The 19,446-nt window shown below is 64.0% G+C and carries 16 protein-coding genes and 2 pseudogenes; 8 read left to right on the plus strand and 10 right to left on the minus strand.

What is annotated here, in order from left to right:
• Window positions 1-84 precede the first annotated feature (84 nt).
• The 4 genes from asnB to ACVJ5M_RS34605 all read left to right on the plus strand — a co-directional run bounded on the left by asnB (window position 85) and on the right by ACVJ5M_RS34605 (window position 6,234).
• Window positions 85-1,869 (plus strand): asparagine synthase (glutamine-hydrolyzing), encoded by a 1,785-nt coding sequence (asnB, locus tag ACVJ5M_RS34590; RefSeq protein ID WP_231144453.1) that lies wholly within the window; start codon window positions 85-87, stop codon window positions 1,867-1,869.
• Between the two features lie 10 nt (window positions 1,870-1,879).
• The gene (locus ACVJ5M_RS34595) at window positions 1,880-3,046 is read left to right on the plus strand and encodes a glycosyltransferase (protein WP_283018555.1); all 1,167 of its coding nucleotides are present in this window, start codon (window positions 1,880-1,882) and stop codon (window positions 3,044-3,046) included.
• A 538-nt stretch (window positions 3,047-3,584) separates the two neighbouring features.
• Entirely contained in the window at window positions 3,585-4,970 is a 1,386-nt protein-coding gene (locus tag ACVJ5M_RS34600; protein ID WP_283018554.1) for a glycosyltransferase WbuB, read from the plus strand.
• A gap of 25 nt (window positions 4,971-4,995) precedes the next feature.
• Window positions 4,996-6,234, plus strand: coding sequence for an acyltransferase family protein (locus ACVJ5M_RS34605; protein ID WP_231144450.1), 1,239 nt, complete (start codon window positions 4,996-4,998; stop codon window positions 6,232-6,234).
• 46 nt (window positions 6,235-6,280) lie between these two features.
• On the opposite strand, the gene ACVJ5M_RS34610 is transcribed toward ACVJ5M_RS34605, so the two are convergent.
• Complete coding sequence (locus ACVJ5M_RS34610) at window positions 6,281-7,627, minus strand: hypothetical protein (protein WP_456679589.1); 1,347 nt, start codon at window positions 7,625-7,627, stop codon at window positions 6,281-6,283.
• A 248-nt stretch (window positions 7,628-7,875) separates the two neighbouring features.
• Between ACVJ5M_RS34610 and ACVJ5M_RS34615 the strand changes: the two are divergent.
• The 4 genes and pseudogenes from ACVJ5M_RS34615 to ACVJ5M_RS34630 all read left to right on the plus strand — a co-directional run.
• Window positions 7,876-8,418 (plus strand): annotated as a pseudogene (locus ACVJ5M_RS34615) (tetratricopeptide repeat protein); the annotation flags it as partial.
• Window positions 8,419-8,557: 139 nt separating this feature from the next.
• Window positions 8,558-9,532, plus strand: a pseudogene (locus ACVJ5M_RS34620) (tetratricopeptide repeat protein); the annotation flags it as partial.
• A gap of 71 nt (window positions 9,533-9,603) precedes the next feature.
• Window positions 9,604-10,377 (plus strand): O-linked N-acetylglucosamine transferase, SPINDLY family protein, encoded by a 774-nt coding sequence (locus ACVJ5M_RS34625; protein WP_456679638.1) that lies wholly within the window; start codon window positions 9,604-9,606, stop codon window positions 10,375-10,377.
• A gap of 29 nt (window positions 10,378-10,406) precedes the next feature.
• Complete coding sequence (locus ACVJ5M_RS34630; protein ID WP_231144447.1) at window positions 10,407-11,669, plus strand: O-antigen ligase family protein; 1,263 nt, start codon at window positions 10,407-10,409, stop codon at window positions 11,667-11,669.
• Between the two features lie 56 nt (window positions 11,670-11,725).
• Here ACVJ5M_RS34630 and gspM read toward each other — a convergent pair whose 3' ends face one another.
• The 9 genes from gspM to ACVJ5M_RS34675 are packed head-to-tail and all read right to left on the minus strand — an operon-like array spanning window position 11,726 to window position 19,070.
• Window positions 11,726-12,283, minus strand: coding sequence for a type II secretion system protein GspM (gspM, locus tag ACVJ5M_RS34635; RefSeq protein ID WP_071915597.1), 558 nt, complete (start codon window positions 12,281-12,283; stop codon window positions 11,726-11,728).
• The gene (locus tag ACVJ5M_RS34640; RefSeq protein ID WP_231144446.1) at window positions 12,280-13,350 is read right to left on the minus strand and encodes a PilN domain-containing protein; all 1,071 of its coding nucleotides are present in this window, start codon (window positions 13,348-13,350) and stop codon (window positions 12,280-12,282) included. Before ACVJ5M_RS34640 ends, gspM begins: the two co-directional genes overlap by 4 nt.
• A complete protein-coding gene (locus ACVJ5M_RS34645; protein ID WP_231144445.1) occupies window positions 13,347-14,294 on the minus strand; it encodes a type II secretion system minor pseudopilin in 948 nt (315 codons plus the stop codon). The genes ACVJ5M_RS34640 and ACVJ5M_RS34645 overlap by 4 nt, the downstream gene beginning before the upstream one ends.
• The gene (locus tag ACVJ5M_RS34650; protein ID WP_231144444.1) at window positions 14,291-14,974 is read right to left on the minus strand and encodes a PulJ/GspJ family protein; all 684 of its coding nucleotides are present in this window, start codon (window positions 14,972-14,974) and stop codon (window positions 14,291-14,293) included. The genes ACVJ5M_RS34645 and ACVJ5M_RS34650 overlap by 4 nt, the downstream gene beginning before the upstream one ends.
• Window positions 14,974-15,378, minus strand: coding sequence for a type II secretion system protein (locus ACVJ5M_RS34655; protein WP_354099367.1), 405 nt, complete (start codon window positions 15,376-15,378; stop codon window positions 14,974-14,976). The genes ACVJ5M_RS34650 and ACVJ5M_RS34655 overlap by 1 nt, the downstream gene beginning before the upstream one ends.
• Window positions 15,356-15,850 (minus strand): prepilin-type N-terminal cleavage/methylation domain-containing protein, encoded by a 495-nt coding sequence (locus ACVJ5M_RS34660; RefSeq protein WP_354099368.1) that lies wholly within the window; start codon window positions 15,848-15,850, stop codon window positions 15,356-15,358. Before ACVJ5M_RS34660 ends, ACVJ5M_RS34655 begins: the two co-directional genes overlap by 23 nt.
• Window positions 15,807-16,277, minus strand: coding sequence for a type II secretion system major pseudopilin GspG (gene gspG, locus ACVJ5M_RS34665; protein WP_231144442.1), 471 nt, complete (start codon window positions 16,275-16,277; stop codon window positions 15,807-15,809). Before gspG ends, ACVJ5M_RS34660 begins: the two co-directional genes overlap by 44 nt.
• A gap of 17 nt (window positions 16,278-16,294) precedes the next feature.
• Entirely contained in the window at window positions 16,295-17,512 is a 1,218-nt protein-coding gene (locus ACVJ5M_RS34670; RefSeq protein WP_231144441.1) for a type II secretion system F family protein, read from the minus strand.
• Between the two features lie 4 nt (window positions 17,513-17,516).
• Window positions 17,517-19,070, minus strand: a complete 1,554-nt coding sequence (locus tag ACVJ5M_RS34675) for a GspE/PulE family protein (RefSeq protein ID WP_231144440.1) — start codon at window positions 19,068-19,070, stop codon at window positions 17,517-17,519.
• Window positions 19,071-19,446 lie beyond the last annotated feature (376 nt).

A 19,446-nucleotide genomic window follows, 5' to 3' on the forward strand; every position in this document is an offset into this window, starting at 1 on the left:
GAGGACGATTCAGGGCGCCGTAACGCACCGTCGCACAATTATCATCGTGCATGACAACGTCCCTCGCTGACCGAAAGCTGAACCATGTGTGGAATTGCTGGCGCCTTCGCATACCGTGCCGAGGCGCCCCCCATCGACAAAGCCGAGCTGCTGCGCGTGCGTGACGCGATGCTCGCGCGCGGTCCGGATGCCGCCGGCCTGTGGATGGCCGCCGACGGGCGCGTCGGCTTCGGACATCGCCGCCTGGCCATCATCGACCTGAGCGAGGGCGGCGCGCAGCCCATGCTTGACCCCGAAACCGGCAATTGGATCTGCTTCAACGGCGAGATCTACAATCACCAGCAGTTGCGCGCCCGGTTGCACCACGACGGCGTCGCGACGCGAACTCAATCGGACACCGAAGTGTTGCTCAAGCTCTACGCCCAGCGTGGCGAAGAGATGTTCTCCGACCTTCGCGGCATGTATGCCTTCGCAATCTGGGACGCGCGTCGGCGCGAGTTGCTGCTGGCCCGGGACCCGTTCGGCATCAAGCCTCTGTACGTGGCCGACGACGGCGCCACCATTCGCTTCGCGTCCCAGGTCAAGCCGTTGCTGCAAGCCCCGGTGGACCGGAGGCCCGAACCGGCGGGCCACGCCGGCTTCCTGCTGTGGGGGTCGGTACCCGAGCCATACACCCTGTACCGCGGCATCCGCGCGCTGCCGCCTGGGCACTGGCAGCGCTTCAGCGCCGCGGGCGCCGGACGGCCGGTCCGGTTTGCAAGCATCGTGGATGCGTTGGGTCGCCTGCCCACGGCCTCCGGCGCCCGCACCGACGACGCACTTGATCAGATCGCCGCAGCGGTCAGGGACAGCGTCGCCGCGCACATGGTGGCGGACGTGCCTGTTGGCGTCTTCCTTTCGGCGGGATTGGATTCAACCATGCTCGCGGCCTGTGCGGCGAGTGCCGGCGAGTTGCGCACGCTGACCCTGGGCTTCAACGAGTATGCCGACGGCCCCAACGACGAGGCCGGACTGGCCGACGAGGTCGCCGGCCTGCTCCACGCAAAGCATGCGCTGCATCGGATTTCAGCCCGCGACTTCGAGTGCGACCGGCAGCACCTGATCGACGCGATGGATCAACCCTCGATCGACGGCATCAACGTCTGGTTCGTCTCCAAGGCTGCGGCCGCGCAAGGCCTGAAGGTTGCAATCTCGGGGCTCGGCGGCGACGAGCTGTTCGGCTCTTACCCGAGCTTCCGGCAGGTACCGCGCCTGGTGAGCCTGATGCGGCGCGCACCGGTCGGCGCGCGAACCGGGCTGCTGCTGCGGCATCTGGCCCAACCTTTCGCCTCGGCACTGCCGTCGCCCAAATATGCGGGACTCGCCGAATACGGCCACAGCCTGTCGGGGGCATATCTGTTGCGGCGAGCACTCCACATGCCGTGGGAGCTCGCGCAGCTGATGGACCCGGCCATGGCCAGAGATGGCCTGGAGGAGCTCGCGACTATGAACCGCCTCGATGCCAGTACCGAGGGCCTGGAGAGCGACCGGCTGGCGGTCTCCGCTCTCGAGATGCAGTGGTACATGCGCAACCAGTTGCTGCGCGACGCCGACTGGGCGGGTATGGCGCATTCGCTCGAAATCCGCGTGCCCCTGGTCGATCTGCAACTGCTGCAACACTTCGTGGAACTTCCGGATTTCGATGCGAACAGCGAAAAGCGCACCATCGTCAGGCGCGTCGCGCCCGAATTGCCGGAAGGCGTGCTGAACCGGCCCAAGACCGGCTTTGCGGTGCCGATCCATCAGTGGCTCAATCCGGGCGCGAGCAGCGGCGTCACGCGGCATCGAGACTGGGCGATGACGCTGTATCGACATTTTGCCGCAGCCTGAGGAGACACCAGTGAGGCTGCTTCACGTCATTTCCTCCGCCGATCCCAGCAATGGCGGGCCCATCGAGGGCGTGCGCCAGCGCGGCTTGCGACTGCTGGAGATGGGCCATCAGGTCGAAGTAGCGTGTCTGGATGATCCCAGGGCGCCTCATCTGGAATCCTTTCCGTTACCCGTGCATGCACTCGGGCCGCCGCGCGGCAGCTATCATTTCTCGACGTCGCTCCAGCCATGGCTGCGCGCCCACGCCGGCGGTTATGACGCAGTCATTGTGAACGGTATCTGGCAGTACCACAGCTTTGCCGTTTGGCAGGTCATGCGCGAGCTGAGGCAGCCCTACGTCGTGTTCACGCACGGCATGCTTGATCCGTGGTTCAAGCAGAACTATCCGCTCAAGCATCTGAAGAAGTGCCTCTACTGGCCCTGGGCCGAATACCGGGTTCTGCGCGACGCTGCGGCTGTGCTGTTCACGAGCGAGGATGAGCGGTTGCTTGCGCGCCGCTCGTTTTGGCCCTACCGGGCGCAGGAGGTCGTGGTGTCCTACGGCACGCGATTGCCGCCGCAGGACGGATCCCCGCTACGAGAGGCTTTCCTTGCCGCCCATCCCGAGTTGCGCGGCAAGCGGGTGTTGCTCTTTCTCGGGCGGCTGCACGCCAAGAAGGGCTGCGATCTGCTTGTCGAGGCATTCGCCCACGTGGCGGCCGAGGAGCCTCGCCTGCATCTGCTGATGGCCGGGCCGGACCAGACCGGCTGGGTCGCTCAGCTCAAGGCCCGGACCCGCGCCTTGGGCGTGGCCGATCGCATCTCATGGCCCGGCATGTTGCAGGGCGACGCCAAATGGGGCGCGTTCCACAGCAGCGAGGCCTTCGTGCTGCCCTCCCATCAAGAGAACTTCGGCATCTCGGTCGCCGAGGCCCTGGGTTGCGGCCTGTCCGTGCTGATTTCTGACAAGGTCAATATATGGCGCGAGGTTCAAGCGGCCGGCGCAGGTCTAGTCGCCGAAGATTCGCTGCCGGGCACACTCAAAAACCTGCGCGCATGGCTGGCCATGTCTCCGGAAGACCGGGCGGCCATGGGCCGACGGACCCACGACCTGTTCGCGGATCGGTTCAGTGTTGACCGGATGGCGACGGCACTGATCGATGTCGTGCGTGCGGTGCAAGCCTCTCCGCGCTCGTGACGCGAGAACCCGGTATTTGGCGAAGTTCGGACGACCGGATCGAGGTCTGAGTTCGTCGATGACCCCGCCGTAGCATGTCGCGATCTTTCGTCATCTGGAACGTGTGACCCGGACCGCCGCCGCGCCATAACCGGCAGCGACAATGCAGCCTCGCAACAACCTGCGACGCTTGGCCTCGCCGCCGCGATCCGCGTCCTGGCCTGATCTCGGACTGCCGCCCGTGCGGAGCCAGGCTTCTCATCGCCGTATGTTGCACCGATCGACTTAATTCCCGGGATCGCCGTGCCACGCCGCCCCTTGTTACTTGTCGTATCGTTATTACGATAACGTCACACAAGAAATGATATCAGACCTAACAATACGCAGGAGGGCGCACGCCGCTGTCGGTCCTATCCAGGATCGTCTCGGACTCGGCTTCACCCCCAAGACACGCTCCCGCCTGCAGGCGCCACGACCGAACCCGTAACCGGATCGGCGGGCTGGGATTTGTCGCGGCCGGTCGAAGCCCCTTTCGCTTCGACCGAAAATGAGGACGGTCATGCGGGTGTTGGTGATAGGGATAAATTATGCTCCCGATCTGATCGGCGTGGCGAAATACAACACCGAATTCTGCGAGAGTCTCGCCAGTTGGGGTCACGAGGTTCGCGTCGTCACGGCCCCGCCCTATTACCCCGACTGGAGCATCCCACCGGGATATCGTTCGAGATGGTATCGCCATCAACGTCTGAACGATGTGGACGTCATTCGGGCGCCGATCTACGTGCCGAGCCGGCCCTCGGGTCTCAAGCGACTGCTTCACCACACCTCCTTCATGCTTTCGGCAGCCGTTCCCGTTCTGTCGAGCGCGCTCTGGTGGCGCCCCGATATCGTCTTCGTGGTGGCGCCATCCCTGCTTTCCGCGCCCATGGCGGCATTGGCCGCCAGGATGACCGGCGCGTCCTCCTGGGTTCATGTTCAGGACCTCGAAGTCGACGCAGCCTTCGAGGTCGGGCTGCTCCGCAGCGGCGTCACGCGCAAGCTGATGCGTACGGTCGAACGATGGATACTGCGTTCATTCGACCGTGTTTCGACCATCTCGATACAGATGGTACGCCGCCTCGAGCACAAGGGCATCGTGCCTACCAGACTACGCGAGTTCCGGAACTGGATCGATACCAGCATCGTCGTGCCGGGAAGCAATCAAACGCAGCTCCGCTCGGAGCTGCAGCTGGCGCCGACCGATATCGTGGCGCTCTACTCGGGAGCCATGTCGAACAAGCAGGGGCTTGAGCTGATCATCGAAGCCGCCGCAGCATTGAAGGACAGCCAGCCCTCGGTAAAGTTCGTTCTCTGCGGAAATGGCCCGGTCAAACCGGCATTGGTGCAAATGGCTGCCGGTCTGCACAACGTCCGCTTCCTTGATCTCCAGCCGCTCGATCGGGTCTCGGAGCTGCTCAGCACCGCCGACATTCAGCTCTTGCCGCAAAAGGCCGAGATATCCGACCTGGTTCTGCCGTCCAAGCTGGCCGGCATGCTCGCATCCGGCCGACCGCTCATCGCGATGACCGAGCCTGGTACGGGGATCGCGTCCGAGGTGGAAGGTGCTGGCCTCGTCATCGCTCCGGGCGACGCTGGCGCGCTTGCCGCGGCTGTCACGATTCTGGCCGAAGACGAGGCACTGCGGGATCGCCTCGGTGCCGTCGCGCGCGCACGCGCCGAACAGAAATGGGATCGCATCTCGATCATCCGTTCGCTCGAACACGAATTCATGTCCCTTCCGCAACGGACCGCCACACCTGCTCCGCGCACCGCGCCATTGGCGACGCCGGTTCGCTCGATCGAACATGTCACGACGGGCAGCCGCCGCCGGCCAGAGACGTCAGGGTGGCCGCCCTCAAGAGAGCCCTTGCGTCCGCGAGCCAGGGGCGTCGGCTCTGAACACTAGCAAGACTGGACGGGGATCAGTACCGATGACTTCCGCGCTGCCCAAAGGAGAAAGCATCTCCGCTCGGATGGAATCCGTTGAGGGCCATTCAACAGGCTTCGACTACCTCAGGATACTTCTCTCTACGGCCGTCCTCTTCATCCACAGCAAGACGTTTACGCTCGGCGCAGATGTCCAGACCTTCAAGTCGCTGGTTGACTCGACGGTCCGCGTCGGCATGTTTTCCATGGCGCAGCCCCCGATCTACCAGCCAATTCTCTGGGCAGTGGTGCCGGCTTTCTTCGCCCTTAGCGGATTCCTTGTTTCAGGAAGTCTGCATCGTTCAAAGACGACAATCGGCTTTCTGTTGCTGAGAGTGCTGCGTATTATCCCGGCGCTTTGTGTCGAGTCGCTTCTCGCAATGCTGGTGCTCGGTCCGCTCGTGACCAGCTTCACCTTGGCCGCGTATTTCAGTGATCCCCTGTTTCGGGCATATCCTCTCAATATCATCGGCGATATCCAATATTATCTGCCTGGTGTCTTTCTCAACAACCCTGTGCCGCGGGTCGTGAATCTGCAGCTCTGGACCATTCCGGCGGAGATGTACTGCTACGCAATCCTCGCTACCCTGCTCGTCCTGCAGCTCGCACACCTGCGCCGGACCGTTCCGCTCGTCACCGTGGCGACGTTCATCTGCTTGCTGGGAATGCAGGCACTGGGAATTCATGCGCCGGCGGACTGGTCTGCAGGCGACGGGAGAGTGCAGATCGAGACTCTCGTCCTCGCGTTCTTGATCGGCGTGTCCTTGTTCGAGCTCAAGGACAAGGTTCCGCTGCGAGCTGACCTTTTCGCTCTTTCGGTCGTGCTTTCCTACGCCCTGCTCTGGGGAGGAGCGCTGCAATATCTGGCGATGATCCCGATCGCCTACGCCACCGTCTTCGTCGGACTTTCCAACTTCCGCGAGACGTTCGTCAATCGGACGGGCGACTATTCCTACGGAGTGTACCTGTATGGACTACCGGTACAGCAGCTCCTCGTCTACCTCTTTCCTGAGAACCGGAACTGGCTGCTCAGCTTTGCCATGGCTTATGTCCTCAGCCTGGTGTTCGCGGCGCTGTCCTGGCATCTCGTCGAATCGAAGGTCCTGGCGAAGAAGAGGGTTATCGTCGCTGCTGCCGAAAATTTCCTGAGGCCTTTGTCATTCCGGTTGCCATGGGGGCCTGCAGCCAAGCCAGTCTCCGCTCCCCCCATCGCGATGGTGCCGAAACCGGCCGACTTGAGCTGATATCACAGGACTACAAGATCGGGGCTCGGCCGTCCAGGCTCGTCCCTCAGGGACGCAGATAGCGATATCCGACATAGAGCCCAACCAGATTCAAGACGACCTCTCCCGCCACGAAAGCATAGACACCAAGCATCGAAACCAGCAAGTAACTGACCAGCATTCCCGCCGCCGAGCCGATCGCCAGAGCTCCGGCGGCGAGGCCATACGCGCCCGTCGCAGCCAGGGCTTGCATCATCATCAGCAACAGCGACATCGTGAATATCGTCGGCGCGAAGCCGGCGATGACAATCGCAGCCCGGTGCAAGCCAAAATCCGGCACCTGCGCAGCGATGCCGGCGACGACTGTAACCCCGACTGCAAACGTCGCCGCGCAATAGAGCGCCATTCTCTGCGCCCCGAGCATATTGCCGAGGCTCTGCTTTCCGGCTGCCGACAGTTTCTCGACGAGGCTTGGGAATTCCACCCTCAGCACGAACCCTACGATCTGGGTCGATGCCGTCACGATCTGCTTGGCGTACACGAAAAGGGCGGTCGTCTCGGCGCTGAGATAGACCGTGTTCAATACCAACTGAACGCGCATGTTGACCTGCCCCGGCAAGATCTGGAACGACAGGGCACAGCCGTCCGTCAGTGCCCTTGTCAGGCCCGCACGTGTCACCCTGTGAAATCGCGGGTACCAGCCCTTGCGCGCCAGCGTCGTCCATTGCGCGATCAACGTCACGAGATAGCCTATGGAAAAGGCGCCGCCCAGGATCGCGCCTGCTGCGGCAGCCGACTTGTGGGCCGCCAAGGCGAGGCCGGCGGCGGTGGCCAGGTAAGCCACCGATCCCGTGATTCCGCTGATGCCACTAAGTCTCAGGCCGTCGAGCAGACCAACCCCGTTGACGGCCCACAGCAGCAATCCGGGGAGCGCAAGGGCGACGTACCATCGCGAAAACTCGTCAGACGAGAGTCGCCAGACATACAGGGCTGCAGCGACACCGACGATCAAGCCCACCGTGATCCTTATCGCGCTCGTCTCGCAGAATATCCGCCATACCTCGCCGCTTGCCTCTCGACCGCTCGGCAAGCGGGCGACTGCCCGGGCGAGTGTCGTACTCGCACCGGCATCAACGAGGACGATGCCCAGAATGGCAAAGGAATAATGCGTGCCGAATGCGGCGAGAAGTTCGTACTCGCCTGCGGCTACGAGTACGGTCTGGACGATGAATATCGCCCCTTGACCGAGGCCGAACCCGGCGACCAGCAGCCCGATGTTGGCAATCTGCCTCCATTGGCCATGGACGGCTCTGACCCACCCGGCGGCGCGCATTTGTGCAAGCCGGTATCGAGACGCCGCAGGGCTCCGCGTTCCATCCGAGGCGTTGGAGCTCGCGACACTTGTTTCAAGCATGATGTTTTCCGGGGCGGGCGTCGTTACCTGAACCTACGGCTGGCAGCGCCGATGTAGACCAATGTTACACTAATTGATACCTCGCATAACCGGTCCGACGACAGCTCGCGGATCATCGCATAGCTCGCCGCTAACTTCGCCGATGTCACAGTCTTGTGCAATTCGGAACGTAAGGAGTGGGGTCGGGTCAAGCAGAGCGGGAGTTCGTCCCGGCCATCGGGCCTTTGAGGCAGTGTGCGGTTCGAGCGATGCGTGACGAGCGACGGATATTGGATCGGGCGCTGTCCTTGCATGACAAGGGGGACATCGCGGCCGCCGCCAAACTGTATCGACGCATCATCGATGCCAATCCCAATAATCTTCACGCCGTGCACTTCCTGGGCGTGGCCGAGGCAGCGGCGGGAAATATTGATCGCGCAAAACTGCTGATGACACGGTCGTTGCAGTCAAAGCCGGTCAACGTGGAGTTCATTGAGAATTACGCGGCCGTGCTCCACCGGGCCGGCGAGCATGACGAGTTGGTCCGGCTGTGCCAGCACGGACTACAATTCGCGCCGACCAGCCTGGGACTTCTGCATGGAAGCGCAGCTGGGCTGTTGGCACTGAGCCGCCATTCGGAAGCCATCGAACATCTGACACGCCTGTTGATACATCACCCCGGGCATTTTCCGGCCCACTTCATGCTGGGTTCGGCGCTGGCGAAGTCGCGCCAATATGAACTGGCACTCGCTTCGTATGACCAGGCATTGCAGTTGAACCCACAGCTCGCGGAGGCGCATCTCGATAAGGGAACGATCCACTTCGCGACCTGCCGTTACAACGACGCGCTCTCGGCCTATGACAACGCCCTCACGCTGCGGCCCGATCTTGCGGCAGCGGCACTCGGCCGCTGCTACGCCCTGATCCAGCTGGGCCGGCGGCGACGAAGCTCTGGCTGCCGCGGACCACACATTGAAGCTGCAACCCGACCTCCCCGAAGCATGGGCTGGCCGCGGCAACGCGCTCCTCGATCTCGGTCGCCTCGAGGACGCTGCGGCAGCGTACGACCGTGCGCTCACCATCGGGCCGTACCTCGCGTCGGCCTGGTCCGGACACGGCAATATTCTCCTTCGATCAGGCCGTCAGCGCGATGCGGAGGTCGCGTTCGATCGCGCCATCGCTGCGGATGCCGCTTTCGCCGAGGCCTGGCTCGGGCGCGGGACTGTGTTGCTGTCCCTTGGCCGTCACCACGATGCGGCGGCGGCTCTCGACCGCGCCACAGTCCTGAATCCCGGCCTGGTGAGCGCCTGGCTGGCGAAGGGCCAGGTCGCCTATCTCGAGAAGCGTTATGACGACGCGTTGGTCGCCTGGAACAGGGCTCTCGACCTCAATCCGGATCAGTCCGCCGTGGCCGCCGCCTGTTTGCGCGTCAAGTTGCATCAATGCGATTGGACGGATTTCGAGAGTGGTTGTGCCTCGGTCAGGTCATCGGTCCGAAGCGGGAAGCTCGTCTCACCGTTCATGTTCGTCGCGATTCCGTCCACATCGGCCGAGCAGCTTCAATGCGCGCGCACGTGGGCCGAGAACAACTTTCGTCTCCAGAGTTCGCCGGTCTGGCGCGGCGAGCGCTACACTCACGACCGCATCCGCATCGGCTATCTCTCGGCGGATTTTCATCAGCACGCGACCTCGCAACTGATGGCGGGCGTCTTCGAACATCACGACAGGACGCGCTTTGAAATCACCGCCATCTCGATCGGCCCAAACGACGGCTCGGACATGCGCCGGCGGATCGAAGCCGCGTTCGAGCGCTTTGTCGACGCCAAACCGCAAAGTGACACTCAAATCGCCGAGCTTGTCAGGGCTCTGGAAGTCGACATCCTCGTCGATTTGAAAGGATATACCCAGGACGCGCGCACCGGCATCTTGGCCATGCGTCCCGCGCCCCGATCCAGGTCAACTATCTCGGCTTTCCCGGCACCATCGGTGCAGGCTTCATCGACTACATCGTCGCAGACCGAAACGTCATTCCCGAGCACGATTACGATTGCTACGTGGAGAAAATCGCCTGGCTTCCCGAAAGCTATCAGGCAAACGATCGCGACCGTGCAATTGCGGATCTGATGCCTGTCCGCGCCGAGCACGGCCTTCCGGATGACGCTTTCGTCTTCTGCTGCTTCAACGACAACTACAAGATCACGCCCGACGTTTTCTCATCCTGGATGCGGATTCTCGCCGCGGTGGAGAACAGCGTGTTGTGGCTGTTCGAGGACAATCCAACGGCTGCGGACAATTTGCGTCGAGAGGCGCAGGCAAGGGGCGTGGCGCCGCGTCGTCTGGTTTTCGCCCAACGGCTCCCCACCTCCGCGCACCTGGCGCGGCATCGTTGCGCGGACCTTTTCCTCGATACAGTTCCGTACGGCGCTCATACGACCGCCAGCGATGCGCTCTGGACCGGACTTCCGGTCGTGACCTGCCTCGGCGAAACATTCGCGGCGCGTGTCGGGGCGAGCTTGCTCAATGCGATCCGCCTGCCCGAACTGATCACGACGACGCCGGCGGCCTACGAACAATTGGCGATCGAACTGGCGAACGATCCCGCCAGGCTCGCGGCGCTGAGAGCGAAGCTGGCCCGCGATCGACTGACGACACCTTTGTACGACACGGAGCAATACACGCGTGATCTGGAGACGGCATACGCGGCCATGATGGAGCGGCACATGGCGGGATTGCCGCCGGACCACGTCCGGGTGCCGGGAACCACCGTCTGACAAGCGCACCCGCAAGAGGGACGATTTCCTTGAACCTGCCAGCATCTTTCGTCGATCGATCGACGACCAACCCGGGCAAGCACCGATTGACCGCTGGTGCTGCCGCAATTTTCCGCGCACGCAGCGTTTCGACGATTGCAGTTATCGGGACTTTCTGGGCGTGGTGCGGCCTCCTTTCCTTCCCCATGATTGACCTGAACCCGGACTTCGCGGACGTTCCAACTTCGTTTGCCCTGGGCGGCACGGTTCTGATCGGACAGATTACCGGAATCGCGCTGTTCATCACGACGGTGTCCTTGATGCACGCTTCGCGGGCGTTCGCCAGCCTGGGGCGATTGAGCCTCGCCCAGGTCGCGATCATTGGCATCATCTACCTGTCTGTTGTCCTACAATTGCACGATGACGAGGCGGCGACGTTCGTTGGCGTTTTTTACACCATTCTGCTCATGCTGACTGCTTTGATGCTGTCTGTCGTATGGACGCTGCCACCGGACGACATCGAAACCTGCATGAAGGTGGCATCCATCATATTTTGTCTGTTCGGCATCTCCGCGCTGGCCGTCCTGGGATTACCGCAAGGCCGCAATGTCGGGGGTATTCAACCAAATCTTTTTTCCGCACCGTTACTCGCAGGCTTCATTCTGTCGCAGTTTCACGCTGGGAAAACGGGTATCGTCGTCAGAATCCTGTGCTTCTCGATGGCCGCTCTCGTCAGCTCGCGATACGCCTTGATCGGCTGCATTTCCGCGCTTGTCGTGCATGACTTGACCTTCAATTCCCTGCGCCCGTGGAAGGTTGCCGCGGCGATCGTTGCGTTGCTGTTGTGCATATTCCTTTGGCCGCAGATTGCCACCTTTCTCGCGCTTGACGATTCAAGTCGAGATCTGTCTTCAGGATTCACAGGAAGGGATGAATACTGGTACGCGGCCCTGGCGACGATCATGGATCATCCGCTCGGCATCGGATTCAAGCGCGCATCAGCCTTTGAGGCCGGGCACAATGGCTACCTGAAGACGCTGGTGGAATTCGGAATCGTCGGGGGCGGATTGATAATCCTCTTTGTCGGCTGCGTCATTGCCGCTGCACGCGCCGAAGCAGTGCGATCAACGGGGAAGGATCGGCAGCAACGCCGCTTTGCCTGTGCCCGCTTGGGCGGATTGGTCGCCCTGGCGTTTGGGGCCTTCTTCCAACCCCAGTTGTTCAGTCTCGGCGACGCGTTCGGGGTCTCGCTCCTGTTGCTGCTGTTCAAACCCGAAATGAAGCCGGTATCCGGTCGCGCAGCAATTGCGTGAGCGCAGACCGCGCAACGATCGCGAGCTGATTTCGCCTCCACCCGAGGTCGCTTCGTTCACTTCGCGTTCTGTCGCTGCGCCGAGATGCCGAGGACCAGGCGCAACTTGCTGTTGTCGGCGCTGCCCGAGGCGGTCTGGACGACCAGACCATCGATGAACAGAAAGGGCATGCCGGCCTCCAGGTCATAGAGGAGCGGCTGAAGAGATGCTGAAGCGAGCTCGATGTTGAACGTCGCCGAGACGAAGCCGGATTTGGCGAGCGGTCCCTGGACATCGACCTGCGACGACAGCGTGTTGCCGTTCACCCGCTTGGTCGCCGCGAGCACCCGCTGGAGCAGCACGGCGCTTGCGACCGAGGCCGTCTGTCCTTCGAGGAACGCCGAGCCCGTGGGAACGCTGATATCGGCCCGGACGGCGGGCGGCGGCGTAGCACGCCGAGCCTCGAGCGTCTGAAGGATCTCCGCGGCTGACGCCGCAGCATCGCGGCTACCCAGGATCTCGATCACGGTCTGCACTGTCGTGAACGCGAACAACACCACCAGCGCCACATAGGCCGCGACCGCGGCGACCGGTAAGCGCGTGAGATATCCTTCGAACTTCTGCATGCTGATCATGTGCCCGGCCCGAATTGCGGCTTGATCCTGGTCTCGATGTGGAAGCGCTCGCCCGCCTCGTTGGCGGCGCGCGTCGTCGGTGCGAAGAAGGCTGCGCTGGCGAAATGCGGCGACTGCTCCAGGATCTGGATCAGCGACGGGGCGTCGCTGGTCAGACCCGTGATCTGGAGCTTGTCGCCCTCGATCCTCAGCTCGGTCGCATAGGTGTGGTCGGGCAAGAGGCCGGACAGCTCTTCCAGCACCATCACGGCCGACGGCATCGTCTGCTTGCGGCGCGCCAGGATTTCGAGGGGCGAGCTGCCCTGGCCGCCCTGCCCGCCGCGCGCGAGCGCGCGGCGTTCGGCGATCCGGCGCTGGGTCTGCTGCAGCTGGGCATCGTAGGAATCGGTGGCGACCCCGCCGAGCCCGACCGACAGCATCGCCAGCACGCCGGTCGTCGCGAGGACTGCGATCAGCGCAAAGCGGAGCCGGCTCGAGCCGGTTTGCCCGCCGACGCGTTGACGATAGACGGCGACCTGCTCCATCCCGGGCGCCGAGGTCGATATCTCGACGGCGGCCGCGCCTGCATCGAGGAGAGCTTGCGACAACGACGTCACCGCCGCGCGCGCCGTCGCCACCACCGTCAACTCGACATGGTCGTCGGCGATCGCCTGCGGCGGCGTCCAGTGAAACACCGCTTCCGCCGGGCTCCAGGGTGTCAGCCGATCGATCTGGGCACGAATGATGCCGTCGAGAAACTCCACTGCACGTCCCGGTAGCTCCAGCGGACGAAATACGAAGCGCGATGGCTGAAGTGCGAGGTCGACCATCGCACCCTTCATCGCCGCGGACCATTCGTCCGACAGCGGCTCGGTGATAACGCCATCGACGATGTCGATGCGACCGGGCGGCAGGTCTGCGTCCTTGCTCGTCGTCGAGGCAAGGCGCAGCGTCAGAGCGCCCTCCTCGTCCTCGCTGATCGCGATCTGCCGCGCACCGCGCGTTCGTTCGAGCCGCGCGCTCACCGTGCGTGCAACGCTGTCGATCCACAGCGACAGCGCGGCTGCGATTTGACTGGGAATACTCATCGACTCTCCCGCGGCCTTGGCCGCCCTCCTCGATCCGGATCAACTTCGTCGGTCCATGCCAGTACGCGGAAGGCCTCCTTCTCGCCCGGTCCCGGAATCCGGATTACCGCCTCGGGCGTTCTTTGCCGGCCGTCCCGTAGCGTGATCCGTATGCGCACCCGATAGGCGTCGCTCGCCGATATCGTGGCACCCGGCTGCCGCCCGCCGAGCGCGCCGATGACGAACTCTGGATTGTCGGGCGGCAGGTCCGCGCGCTGATTGAGGAAGGCGTCGAGCCTGGCCGTCGTCATGTCCGGCAGTGCCGCGATCACTTCCGGCGCAGCATCGAGCACGTTGACCTCCGCCATACCGCTGTAGACGGTCACGAAAGGCATCGCATGCTCGACCAGCTCGACCGGCAGGCCGAGCACCAGCCACAGCTCATCGGCGCTGGCGAATGGCGCTTGCCGCGGCACGTAAGTGAGGTCCGCCGCAGCATAGGCCGCCGGCTCCGTATCCCGCCCGTCCGGTCTCGGCGTGCGCCGCCAGGCGACGACGCGCGCGGCATATTCGTCGGCTGCTTCCGCCGGCGCGCCGAGCGCCCTGAACAGTCCCGCGATCATCGCACGCGGCGCCATGTTGAGATTGATCCGTGCCGATTCCGACATGTACTCGACGCGTACGGAGGCATCGGCCAGGCGGAAGCCGAAGCCGCCATGGGTCGGACGCCGCATCGTCGCAGGCGCCGACAATTGGTAGGCGGCGAGCTCGACACCGGCCGAACCCAGCATCTCCCATTGCGTCGCGGCGTCCAGCGCCGAGAGCGCATTGGCCGATTGTGCGATGTAGACCGAAGCGACAGTCGCAAGCGCGGCCAATCCCGCAAGCAGCCACAGGGTGGCGACGACGATGAACCCGTCCTGCGCTGCAAGCCTGCGTCTCAGTCGAGCGGACGGACTGGTCATTGCGTCGGCCCGTTACCGGATTGCGTCTGCGTCGCCTCCTGCTCGGTCGACGGATCCGGCCGCGGCGCGCTTGTCTCGACATGGATCCGGGCGGCGCTCGAAATCACGGTTCCGCGCTCGACATCCCTGATGTCGAAGCGGACCGACATCGGCAGCTCGCCGGAGTTGAGCCAGCGGCTGCCCCATTTGCCGTCAAGGCCGGCATAGGCGAAGCTGATGCGATATGGCAGCCGCAGCAGCACGACGGGATCGACGAACGGAATCTGGTCTGCCCTGGGATCTCCCGCCTTCAGCAGCACGAACGGCGCGCGCGTGCGCACCAGTGCCGGACCGTTTCTGTCGTTGATCTCGGAGATCCGCACGATCTCCAGACCCGGCCGACCATTCGGGCCGAGCACGGAGCGAACGAACATCACGGCCTGCTCCCCGCCGCGAAACAACGGCAGATTGTCCGACCGCGTCACGTAGTCGGCCGCCGCCAGATCGGCCGTGAGCCGGTCGAGAGCGACCGCGACCTGCTCGTTGCGCTGGGCACGGATGATGCCGCGATTCCAGCTCGGCAGCCATTGCCCGGTGACCGAAGCCAGCGCGCCCATGATCAGGCCCATCAGTGCCAGCGCAACCAGGGCTTCGAACAGCGTGAAGCCGTCTTCGGCGCGCCATTGCCGGGCGTCGGTCATCAGCTCCCGCCCCTGCTCTGCAAGCGGATCGTTTCGAACGACACGATCGCTCCGCCCGGCGCCTGCACGCGCAATTCGACACGCTGCGGAACGAACCGCGACTCCGGCACGAAAGGCACATCGTCGAGGAATGGCGTCAAGCGCATCTGCCAACGGTGGCCGGCGACCCGTCCGCGCAGATCATCAAGCATCGGCGCTCCGGCGCGCGGCAAGGTGGACACCACCACGCGCGCCGCATTGACGAGGGCGGCATGCTGCTCGAGCTTCCAGGCGCCGCGCGAATTGGTCGCGACCAACGTTCCGATCGCAGCGAGCACGATCGTCACCAGTGCGAGCGCCACGACGGCCTCGATCATGGTGAAGCCGGCTTCGCGCCGGCGGCTAGAGGACTTCCTGCGCGACAATGTCCACGCCTCCCGTCAGCCAATTCACGCGCACCTCGATGGCGTTGCCGAGACGTGTCAGGCGGATCGTGCCGCCGCATGACATGCCGCTGGCGAAAAAACTGATGGTCGAGAACGCCGGCCGGCCGTTGCAGCGTTGCGGCAGCAGCGCGTCGAACACCACGTCCTGCGGCACCTGGATGATCCAGGGGCCCGAACCCGACCTCACGGTACGTGCCCGCGCGTCCACAACGGCGCTGACCGCGCCGTAGCGCGACAGCGCGGCATTGCGGTCGGCCTTGAGCAGGGCCGCAACCTCGATCGCATAAGCCTCGAGCCGCGGCCGCGAGGTCTGCGACGGAAAGCGCGGCAGCAGCACGGCCGCGAGCATAGCGACGATGGCCAGCACGCAGACCATTTCGAGCAGCGTGAAGCCGGCCTCGCCCGTATCAGTTCGCTCCGGAGACGAGATCGGCCGACGTTCCCGTTCCACCCTCCTGCCCGTCGGAGCCGAGCGAGCGAATTTCGTAGGGCGCGCGTTCCGCCGGCTGCTTGTAGACATAAGGATTGCCCCATGGGTCGTTGGGAACGTTGCCGCCCTTTAAATACGGGCCATTCCAGGACGCCACGCCGCTCACGGCATGAGCGAGGGCGCCGAGTCCTTCCGAGCTGGTCGGGAAGCGGCCGGCGTCGAGGTAGAACAGGTCGAGCGCGCTGCTGAAACTCTGGATCTGTATCTTGGCCGCCTTGACGCGGGATTCGCTGAGATAGTTCAGCACCCGCGGGCCGACCAGCGCCATGATCATGCCGATGATGGTGATGACGACCAGCATCTCCACCAGCGTAAAGCCTTCCTCGCCGCGACGCCGGCGCCGCCGCCTCGGCGCAGGGAACAGCGCCTTCCTAGACACGCGGATCATGCGAAACCCTCCCCTTCTCAACCGACAACTTGCGTCACTGACAACAGCGCCGTCATGACCGACACGATCAGGCCGCCGACCACGACGCTGATGAGGATGATCGCGGCAGGCCCGATGATGGCGACGACGCGATCGAGCTGCCGTTGCAGCTTTTCCTCGTAGAACTCCGCGACCCGGCCCGACAGCGTCGGCAACTGCCCGGTCTCCTCGCCGAGCCGCAGCATCCGCACCGCGACGGGCGGCAGCACGGCCGAAGCAGCCAGCGCCTCGGCGAGCCTGCCGCCATGGCGCACGCGGTCGGCCATCGCCGCCCAGGCCTGCACGTTGCCGGTCGCATTCATGATGTCGATCAGGATGCGAAGCGTCGCCGTCAGCGTCACGCCGCTGCCGAGCAGAATACCGAGATTGCGCGAGAACAGCGCGGCGCGGTGGAATTCGACCACGGTCGAGATGACAGGCAGCCGCGCGATCTGCGTGACGATGCTGGCGCGGACCGATGGCCTGCGCCACGCCAGCCAGCCGCCGATGACGGCGATGGCAACCACGGCGCCGACCTCGAAGCCGTGACCGCGCAGGATGTCCGACAGCGTCAGGAACACCTCGATGACGGGATCGGTCTTGGCGTTGAAGTCGCGCAACACCGCCGAAAACTGCGGAAGCACGAACGTGACGAAGAAGATCAGCACGCCACCGGCCGCGAGCAGCACGAAGGCAGGATATTGCAGGGCGCCGGTCACCTTGCGGCGCAGAGCCTCCGCGCGCGTGCGCTCGGTCCCGATCGTCTCCAGAATGTGGTCCAGCGTGCCCGACATCTCGCCGACTCTGACCAGGGCGACATACATGGGCGGAAACAGCGTCGGCTCGCGCGCAAGCGCTTCGGCAAAGCTCTCGCCGGACATGATCGCGGTCTTGATGGTATTGACGACCGGACGAAGCCGGCTGACGTCCATATCGCCTGCGAGCAGTTCGAGCGCATCATTCAACCGGGCACCGGCCTTCAGGAGCAGAGCAAGGTCGCGCGTGAAGATCGTGACATCCGCGGGCCCCGGCTTCGACAACGTCAACGACGCCAGCGAGAGCGACCAGCCCTTGGCTTCCTCCGCGGGCCCGGCATCGATCGCGACTAGGCCGAGATATTCGATGCGTTGGGACACTTCGGCGAGGTTGGCCGCCGTGATCGAGCCGGAGACCACCTCTCCCTTCTGCGTCAGCGCACGATAGCGAAAATTCGGCATCTCGTCACCGCACGGTGGTCACGCGCAGGATCTCCGCCGCCGAGGTCATGCCCGACAGGCATTTGGCGAGGCCATCCTCGATCATGGTCGTCATGCCGTTGCGGATGGCCACCTTGTCGATGGATTCCCAGTCGGACTGTTCCTCGACCAGCGCGCGGACTTCCTCGTTCATCTCGAGCACCTCGAACACACCGATACGGCCGCGATAGCCGACATTGCCGCAGCGCTCGCAGCCGACGGGTTCGAAGATGACATTGCCGACGGACAGACCGACCGCCGTGTAGCGCGGATCGGCCTCGACGTCGGCATGGGTCAGCGGCCGGCTGCTCTTGCAGCGGTCACAGAGCTGCCGGACCAGGCGCTGCGCGATCACCGCGCGCAAGGTCGAGCGCAGCAGGAACGCCTCGACGCCGAGATCAAGCAGGCGCGGCACGGCGGCCGCCGCCGTCTCGGTGTGCAGCGTGGTCAGCACGAGATGGCCGGTGAGCGCTGCGTGGATCGCGACATGAGCGGTCTCGGAGTCGCGGACTTCGCCGACCATGATGACGTCGGGGTCCTGGCGCACGAAGGAGCGCAGCGCGGTGGCGAAGGTCAGGCCGATCGAGGGCTTGGCCTGCGACTGGGAGATGCCGGGGATCTCGTATTCGACGGGATCCTCGATGGTCAGGATTTTTCGGGTCGGCTCGTTGAGCAGCGACAGCACCGTCGCGAGCGTCGTGGTCTTGCCGCTGCCGGTCGGGCCGGTGACGATGATCATGCCGTGCGGCAGTGCCAGCATGCGCCGCAATTTGCCCTGGTCGCCGGCCAGGAAGCCGAGCTTGTCGATCGACAGCAAAGCGCGGTCCCGCGGCAGCAGGCGGATGACGGCGGACTCGCCATGCTGCGTCGGCATGATCGCGACGCGCACGTCGATTTCCGAACGCGCCGCCCGCACCCGCGCGCCGCCGTCCTGCGGCAACCGGCGCTCGGCGATGTTCAGTCCCGCCAGGATCTTGATGCGCGAGATCACCGCCGCCGGGGGCACGCCGTTCGGTGTCGCGACATTGCGCAACAGCCCATCGACGCGCATCCGTATCACCAGCGAGGTGCGGCCGGGCTCGATATGGATATCGCTGGCGCGCAGCTCGACGGCGGTCTCGAACATGTCGTTGACGGCGCGAACGACCGGCGCGCCGCTGGCAAGGTCGCGCAGATTGTCGATGTCGTCATCCTGCGCCGTGGCATTGACGGCGGTCTCGGCGCTCGCGCTCTCCTCCTCGCCGAGACGCTGGTCGAGCACGGTGGCGATGTCCTCGAACGAGGCAACCTTGATGGTCGGCCCCGTGCCAAGCACGATTGCGGCCGCCTGTATGGAGGCCCGGTCCGTGGGGTCGGCCAGTACAAGTACCGGCGATCCGCCAGTGGGCTGGCACGGGAACACCGCCATTTCGCGCAGGAACCGGCGCGAAAACTGTTGCGCGCGGGATTCCGTCGCCATCATCTCCTGAAGCGTGACGCGCGGAAGCTCGAAGAACAGCGACACCTCATCGGCGAATTCGCTCGCCGACAATTCACTCATTTCCCACAGCTTACGCAGACCACCTTCGGCAGGGCGGGACCCATTCAGCCTGCCGAGTTTGTCCGCGTCCGGTTTCAGGCCAACCTTCTGGCTGAAACGAGCTACGAACTCGTGCGCATTCGGGGAAGCCATGGACGTCTACCGCAGTCACTCTGATGGCCGCAGAGCGGCGAGCGGGCCGTTTACCTTAGTTTTCCGATTGGAAATGTGACGGCATGATCGAGCGCAATATCGTCCCCGGCCAGTCACAACATGATCGAACAGAACGTCCTTGATGTCTCTGCCCAATTTCCCGTCGCATCACATTCTCACAACAAGCTCGCGTGACGGGCGCAAGGCTAACAGAATTCGTAACACACGACTGTCATACGAGAGG

This window comes from Bradyrhizobium sp. S3.7.6, assembly GCF_054061875.1.

Bases quoted from the DNA above. Each gene is read 5' to 3' on its own strand.
- asnB (WP_231144453.1), top strand. From the start codon at position 85: ATGTGTGGAATTGCTGGCGCCTTCGCATACCGTGCCGAGGCGCCCCCC.
- ACVJ5M_RS34600 (WP_283018554.1), top strand. From the start codon at position 3,585: ATGCGGGTGTTGGTGATAGGGATAAATTATGCTCCCGATCTGATCGGC.
- ACVJ5M_RS34605 (WP_231144450.1), top strand. From the start codon at position 4,996: ATGACTTCCGCGCTGCCCAAAGGAGAAAGCATCTCCGCTCGGATGGAA.
- ACVJ5M_RS34610 (WP_456679589.1), bottom strand. From the start codon at position 7,627: ATGCTTGAAACAAGTGTCGCGAGCTCCAACGCCTCGGATGGAACGCGG.
- gspM (WP_071915597.1), bottom strand. From the start codon at position 12,283: ATGATCAGCATGCAGAAGTTCGAAGGATATCTCACGCGCTTACCGGTC.
- ACVJ5M_RS34640 (WP_231144446.1), bottom strand. From the start codon at position 13,350: ATGAGTATTCCCAGTCAAATCGCAGCCGCGCTGTCGCTGTGGATCGAC.
- ACVJ5M_RS34645 (WP_231144445.1), bottom strand. From the start codon at position 14,294: ATGACCAGTCCGTCCGCTCGACTGAGACGCAGGCTTGCAGCGCAGGAC.
- ACVJ5M_RS34650 (WP_231144444.1), bottom strand. From the start codon at position 14,974: ATGACCGACGCCCGGCAATGGCGCGCCGAAGACGGCTTCACGCTGTTC.
- gspG (WP_231144442.1), bottom strand. From the start codon at position 16,277: ATGATCCGCGTGTCTAGGAAGGCGCTGTTCCCTGCGCCGAGGCGGCGG.
- ACVJ5M_RS34670 (WP_231144441.1), bottom strand. From the start codon at position 17,512: ATGCCGAATTTTCGCTATCGTGCGCTGACGCAGAAGGGAGAGGTGGTC.
- ACVJ5M_RS34675 (WP_231144440.1), bottom strand. From the start codon at position 19,070: ATGAGTGAATTGTCGGCGAGCGAATTCGCCGATGAGGTGTCGCTGTTC.